At 69.9% G+C, this 6,550-nt stretch carries 6 protein-coding genes; all 6 read left to right on the forward strand.

Translation table 11 applies throughout. The features are described 5' to 3' along the window. The first annotated feature begins 2 nt into the window (after nucleotides 1–2). A complete protein-coding gene (locus AOZ49_RS20560; protein ID WP_054477448.1) occupies nucleotides 3–836 on the forward strand; it encodes an AraC family transcriptional regulator in 834 nt (277 codons plus the stop codon). 128 nt (nucleotides 837–964) lie between these two features. Further along, nucleotides 965–3,184: a TonB-dependent siderophore receptor gene (locus tag AOZ49_RS20565; RefSeq protein WP_231690399.1), complete on the forward strand. Its 2,220-nt coding sequence runs from the start codon at nucleotides 965–967 to the stop codon at nucleotides 3,182–3,184. Further along, entirely contained in the window at nucleotides 3,181–4,122 is a 942-nt protein-coding gene (gene fepB, locus AOZ49_RS20570; RefSeq protein WP_231690400.1) for a Fe2+-enterobactin ABC transporter substrate-binding protein, read from the forward strand. Before AOZ49_RS20565 ends, fepB begins: the two co-directional genes overlap by 4 nt. Then, nucleotides 4,119–5,138 carry a FecCD family ABC transporter permease gene (locus AOZ49_RS20575; protein ID WP_054477450.1) on the forward strand — a complete coding sequence of 340 codons (1,020 nt, stop codon included), beginning with the start codon at nucleotides 4,119–4,121 and terminating at the stop codon, nucleotides 5,136–5,138. Before fepB ends, AOZ49_RS20575 begins: the two co-directional genes overlap by 4 nt. A gap of 1 nt (nucleotide 5,139) precedes the next feature. After that, nucleotides 5,140–6,177 carry a FecCD family ABC transporter permease gene (locus AOZ49_RS20580; RefSeq protein WP_054477452.1) on the forward strand — a complete coding sequence of 346 codons (1,038 nt, stop codon included), beginning with the start codon at nucleotides 5,140–5,142 and terminating at the stop codon, nucleotides 6,175–6,177. A 61-nt stretch (nucleotides 6,178–6,238) separates the two neighbouring features. Then, nucleotides 6,239–6,550 (forward strand): ATP-binding cassette domain-containing protein (locus AOZ49_RS20585; protein WP_231690401.1); only part of this gene is annotated, 312 nt, incomplete at its 3' end.

Genomic DNA, 6,550 nt, shown 5'->3' on the forward strand with positions numbered 1-6,550 from the left:
ACTTGCGCCCCGGCCTGAGCCTGCAACTGGCCTGCGAGACCGATAGCGACGCGTCGACCGGGCTGGCGATGGTCGATGATCATCTGCGGATCGTGCTGGTGCTCGACGGCCGCATCGACGTCAGCTACGGACGCAGCGTCCTGCGGCTGGCTCGCGGGCAAGGAGTCGACGCGGGGGTGGTGACGTTGCGCGAGCCCGAGGAATGCAGGCGAGTGGTGCTGGGCGGTGAATCGTCGCGCCGCGTCAGCATCGGCGTGAATCGGCAGTGGCTGGAAGAATCGTTTGGCGAGACCCGGGCGCTCGCACCACATGGGGTTCCCCATCTGGCCACGCGCAGCTGGCGCGCCTCGACACGGGCCCGGCTGCTGGCCGAGCAGCTCCTGAATCCACCGTCGCTGCCGCGGCAGGTCGCGGGCCTGTATCTCGAAAGCCGCGCCATCGAATTGGTCATCGAGGCGTTGTCGCTCGATGGCGGGGCAGCCGGGCAGGCGACTGATCCGGCGCCGCAGCCCGCCGTTCTGCGCCGCCGCATGGTGGACCTGACGCAGTGGTTGCGGCGCCACGCCGGCGAGCCCCTGAGCATCGAGCAGATCGCGCGCCATATGAACACCACGCCCACCACCTTGCAGCGTCATTTCCGCCAGGCGCTGGGCATTACGGTATTCGACTTCCTGCAGCAGGAACGCCTGCGCCTGGCGCGCCAGGCGCTCGAAGCGGAGGGGATCAACGTGACGCAGGCGGCGGCAATCGCCGGGTACGCCAATCCCGGCAGTTTTTCGACAGCGTTCCGGCGCCATTTCGGCCTGACGCCGCGACAGGTGCGGGCGCGTCTGTAGCGGCGCCGGCGCTGGCGGCAGATCGCCGTTTGCGCGAACAAATCCGCCGTTTTCACGAACGACGCGCATCGGCACCCCATGCTCTACTCCAGTGAGAACAAATCTTATTTACTCGCAGGAGAAGTCCCGTGCCAGCCCTCGCGCCGAAGCGCCTCCCCTTCCGCCGCGCCGCTCGTCCGGCCAGGCGCCGCGCAGTCTATCCGCTGTTGCTCGCCCTGTCGGGGCAGGCTGGCGTCGCCTTCGCGGTCGACGAACCGGTCAGCCTGGAAGCCGTAACGGTCAATGCCTACCGGCCCGCAGAGACGATCGGCGGCTCGACCAAGACCGACACGCCGCTGCGTGAAGTGCCGCAATCGGTGTCGGTGATCGAGTGGCGCGAAATGGACCTGCGCGGCGTGCGTAACCTGAATGAGGCGACCCGCTACACGGCGGGTGTATTGCCCGAGAGCCAGGGCATCGACAACCGGGTCGATGATCTCTATATCCGCGGCTTCGATGCCGGCAGCTTTGGCGCAAACGTGATGCTTGATGGATTGCGTGCGCCGTCGGACAGCAGTCTGAGCTGGAACCGCACCTCGTTCAACACCTGGAACCTGGAGCGCGTCGAGGTGTTGAAAGGCCCGTCCAGCGTGCTGTATGGCCAGTTGGCGCCGGGCGGCATGGTGAACCAGGTCAGCAAGCTGCCGACGCTGGGAGAGGAGCAGGTGGTGCAGTTGCAGGTCGACGGTCACGGACGCAGGCAGACCGCGTTCGACCTGGGCGGCGCCAACGGCGACGAGAACGTGCTGTGGCGGCTGGTGGGCCTGTATGGCGACGGCGCGACACAGATCAAGCACACCGACCACGAGCAGTGGTTCATTGCGCCCAGCGCCACGATGTATTTCAACGATCACGCCACACGGTTGACGCTGCACGGCCTGTACCAGAAGGATCGGGGCGGCAGCACCTTCCAGTTCCTGCCCTATCAGGGAACGGTGGTGCCGGCCGCCGAGGGCTACATCAAGAACACCACGTTCCTGGGCGAGCCCGACTGGAACACCTACAACCGCGATATCTGGACCGCCGGCTGGCAGCTCGAACATCAGTTCAACGACGCATGGAAGTTCAGCCAGAACGCGCGCTACACGCACGTGGATTCGCTCTACCGCGCGACGGTGGGCAACGGGGTGCGCGGCGCCGCGCTCACCAACCTGAATACGCTCATCGGCGGCCGCATCCTCAATCGTCGCGCGGTGCAGGGCGAAGGCGATTCCGACGCGCAGACCATCGACACGCGCATCGAGGGCAAGTTCGGCACCGGACCGCTCACCCACACGATGATCGCCGGCTTCGATTGGCAGAAGACCGATTGGACCTTCTTGCGCCAGGCCGCGACCGTTTCGCCGGCCGTCATTGCCATCAATGTGTACGACCCGGTCTATACCCATTACGATTTCGAGCCGACGCTGGCCAAGCAGATGTCCACCCGCGAGACCGACTCGCAGTACGGCGTGTACCTGCAGGACCAGATCGCGCTGGACCGCTGGCGCTTCACCCTGGGCGGGCGGCAGGACTGGACGCGCATGGATTCCCTGAACCGCCTGACCGGTGTGCGCCAGGTGACCCGCGACGAGGCCTTCACGGGTCGCGCCGGCGTCACCTACCTGTTCGACAATGGCCTGGCGCCCTACTTCAGCTATTCGGAGTCGTTCCAGCCCACGGGCGGCACGACGCGCGCGGGCAATGCCTTCAAACCGACCACCGGCACGCAATGGGAGGCGGGCCTGAAGTACGAGCCGCGCCACATCGACGGCATGATCACCTTGTCGGCCTACGAGCTGTCGCAGCAGAACGTGCTGACGGCCGATCCGCTCAACGAGGCCGACGAGGCCTACCAGGTACAGACCGGCAAGGTGCGCGTGCGCGGCGTCGAGCTGGAGGGCCGCATCACGCCGCTGCGGGGGCTGAGCGTCATCGGCGCCGTCACGCGCATGGATTCGAAGGTGGTGCGCAACAACGACGGCTATGCCGGCAACCGCATGATCCGGGTGCCCGAGTGGATGGGCTCGATGTGGGTGGACTACACCTTCCATGGCGGTCCGCTGGCCGGCCTGGGCATGGGGGCGGGCGTACGCTATGTCGGCGCGACCTATGGCGACCTGGCCAACAACCTGCACATTCCGGCCTACACGCTGTTCGATGCCGCCCTGCGCTACGACGCGGGCAAGATCGGCGGCATGAACCTGCAGTTGGCGCTCAATGGCAGCAACCTGGCCGACAAGCGCTACGTGGCCACGTGCTCGGCGGCCACCTCGTGCTACTACGGCACCGGGCGCACGGTCATGGCGACCGCGCGACTGTCGTGGTGACGACGCGCCGCCGACTGGCCGCGTGGCTGATGGCGCTCGCGCTGGGCCTGGGGGCGTCGGCGCAGGCGGAGACGGCGCCGGATTGGCCACGGCGCTTCGACAATGCCGATGGCACGCAGACCACGCTGGCCGTGGCCCCGCGGCGCGTGCTGTCGACGTCGGTGACGGTCAGCGGCACGTTGCTGGCCATCGACGCGCCGCTCATTGCCAGCGCCGGCGGCGCCAATGGCCGCTTTTTCGATCAATGGGCGGCGGTCGCGCGCGAACGCGGCCTCAAGCCGCTGTGGCCGGCCGGGCAGGTCGACCTGGAAGCGGCGTATGCGGCCCGGCCCGATCTCATCATCGTCTCGGCCACTGGCGCGGACTCGGCGCGCGAGCAACTCGATGCGCTGCGCGCCATCGCGCCGGTCATCGTGGTCGATTACAGCCACCAGACCTGGCAGGAGCTCGCGGTGCAACTGGGCCGGGCGCTCGGCATCGAGGCCGCAGCGACGCGCGCCATCGCGGGCTTTGACGCGCGGGTCGCCGCGGCCCGCGCCCGCTTGCGCATTCCCGAGGGCGCCGCCAATATCGTCAGCTACAACGGCCCGGGCACCAATAATCCCATCGCCACGCCCGCCAGTCCGCATGCGCGCCTGCTGGCCTCGCTGGGCTTCCGCATCGAGGCGCCCGATCCGGCCTGGCACGTGGCGCTGGGCGCGCCGGGCGATTTCGTCTGGGCGCCCTACGAGGCGCTGACACGCCTGACCGCGCGCACCACCTTCGTGCTGCGCGCCGACGCCGCGGGCGCCGGCGCCCTGCTGCGCGATCCGGTGCTGGCCAACCTGCCGTCGGTGCGGGCGGGGCAGGTCTACGGCCTTGGCCGCGACGCCTTTCGCATCGATGCGTACAGCGCCGGTCAGATCATCGACACCTTGCTCGAGCGCTTCGGCACATGACTTCCCCGCACCCGCCGGCCGCGCGCGGCCGCCTCGCATGGGCCTTGCTGCCGGCCTGCATGATCGCGATCGCCCTGCTGGCGTTGGCGAGCTTGATGGCGGGCGCGCGGCCGTTGTCGCTGGCGACGGTGGAGCACGCGCTCACCGCCTTCGATGCGGGCGACAACGAGCATCTGCTGCTGCGCCATCTGCGCTTGCCACGTACCGTGCTGGCGCTGGTCGCGGGCGGGGCGCTCGGCGTCGCCGGGGCGCTGATGCAGACCCTGACGCGCAATCCATTGGCCGATCCCGGTCTGCTGGGCGTCAATGCGGGCGCGGCGGCGGCGATCGCCGCCGCCATGGCGCTGGGCGCCGCGCACGGGCCGGCGGGGCAGGTGATGGCGGGTTTTGCCGGCGCGGCGGCGGCCGGCGCGCTGGTCTATGCGATCGGCGGGCTGCATCGCGCGCACGATCCGCTGCGGCTGGTTCTGGCCGGCGCGGCGATATCGGCGATCCTGCTGGCCGTCACGCAGCTCATCACCCTCAACAGCGAGGAGCGGGTCTTCGATCAGTTCCGCCATTGGGTGGTCGGTTCGTTGCAGGGGCGTTCGGGCCAGGTGCTGGTGGCCGTGCTGCCGGCCGTGGCGCTGGGCGCGGTGGGCGCGTTGGCGTTGGCGCGCGCGCTGGATGCGCTGGCGCTGGGACAGGACCTTGGCAAGTCCCTGGGCGCGCGGCCGCGCCTGGTCTGGATCGGGACCGCCGTCGTCATCGTGCTGCTGGCCGGCGCAGCCACTGCCGCCGCCGGTCCGCTCGCCTTCATCGGGTTGGCCGCGCCCCACGTGGCGCGCCATGTCTGTGGCCCCGGACATCGGCGCGTGATCCCCTGCGCCGCGCTGGTGGGCGCCTGCCTGCTGCTGGCCGCGGATACCCTGGGCCGCGTGATCGCGGCGCCGGACGAGATCAGCGCCGGGATCATGGCGGCAGTGCTGGGCGGGCCGCTGTTCGTGGCGCTGGCGCGCCGTGCCGGGATGGGCTGACATGCGCGACGCGATCCATTCGATGGCTTGGTGGCGGCCGCGCGTGGCCGGCGCGGCGCCGCGCGTCGCGCTGGCCGGCCTGGCGTTGCTGCTGTCGGCCGGGATCCTGGCGCTGGTCGCGCTGGGGACGGGCAGTGGCGGGCTGTCGCTGGGCCGCATGCTCGACATGCTGGCCGGCGGCCCGCCGGCGACGTCCGGCGAGCAACTGATCCTGGGCTTTCGCCTGCCACGCGTGTTGACCGGCCTGTTCGTAGGCGCCGCGCTCGGCGTATCGGGGGCGGTGTTCCAGTCGCTGTCGCGCAATCCGCTGGGGTCCCCCGATCTCATCGGCTTCACCACGGGCGCGGCTTCCGGCGCCTTGCTGCACATCATCCTGTATGGCCCGTCCGTGATCGGCGCGGCGGGAGGCGCGGCCCTCGGCGGCCTGCTGACCGCCGCCATGGTCTGGCTGCTGGCCTATCGCCGTGGCGGAATGAGCGCGCGCCGGCTGGTGCTGGTCGGCATCGGCGTGGGCGCGATGCTGCATGCCGTGAACGGCCTGTTGCTGGTCAAGGGCGACCTGGATCATGCGCTGTTGGCGAATCTCTGGTTGTCCGGTTCCCTCAATGCGCGCACCTGGACGCATGCCTGGCTGGCGGGAGGCGCCATTGCGCTGTGCCTGCCGCTGGCGTGCGCGTCGGCGCGGCGCCTGGCCCTGCTGGAAATGGGCGATGACCTGGCCACGCAGCTGGGCGTGCCGGTGGCGCGGGTACGGCTGACGATGTTCTTCTGTGCGGTGATGCTGGCGTCGCTGGCCACGGGCGCGGCCGGGCCGATCGCCTTCATCGCGCTGGCCGCGCCGCAACTGGCCCGGCGCCTGCTGGGCGGCGCGGGCCCCTCGATCATCGGCTCGGCCGCCATGGGCGCCTGCCTGGTGATCGGCGCTGACGTGCTGGGCCAGCGGCATCCGTGGCAATTGAATCTGCCCATCGGCAAGCTGACCGGCTTGCTGGGGGGGCTTTACCTGATCTGGCTGCTGCTGCGCCGCGGCCCCCGCTGACACAATCCGATTGCGAAAAGCCTGCATGCGCGACTGCCCTCCACCTCCGCCCTCCGATGTCGTGTTGCGCGCGCGCGGACTCACGCTGTCGCATGAGCTGTCGCCCGTGTGCCAGGACCTGGACCTGGATATTCCCGCCGGACGCATCACCGTCATCCTGGGGCCCAACGGCTGTGGCAAGTCGACGCTGCTGCGCGGATTGGCCCGCCTGCTGGCGCCCCAGGCGGGCCGGGTGGAACTCGAGGGCAAGGCGCTGCAGCGGTATGGCGCGCGCGAACTGGCGGCCCGGTTGAGCCTTCTGCCCCAGGCGCCGCAAGCGCCGGATGGCATCCAGGTACAAGAGCTGGTCGCGCGCGGCCGTTATCCGCACCAG

Source organism: Achromobacter sp. 2789STDY5608615, from assembly GCF_001298995.1.
GTDB classification, from domain to species: domain Bacteria; phylum Pseudomonadota; class Gammaproteobacteria; order Burkholderiales; family Burkholderiaceae_B; genus Achromobacter; species Achromobacter insuavis.

Bases quoted from the DNA above. Each gene is read 5' to 3' on its own strand.
- AOZ49_RS20575 (WP_054477450.1), top strand. From the start codon at position 4,119: ATGACTTCCCCGCACCCGCCGGCCGCGCGCGGCCGCCTCGCATGGGCC.
- AOZ49_RS20580 (WP_054477452.1), top strand. From the start codon at position 5,140: ATGCGCGACGCGATCCATTCGATGGCTTGGTGGCGGCCGCGCGTGGCC.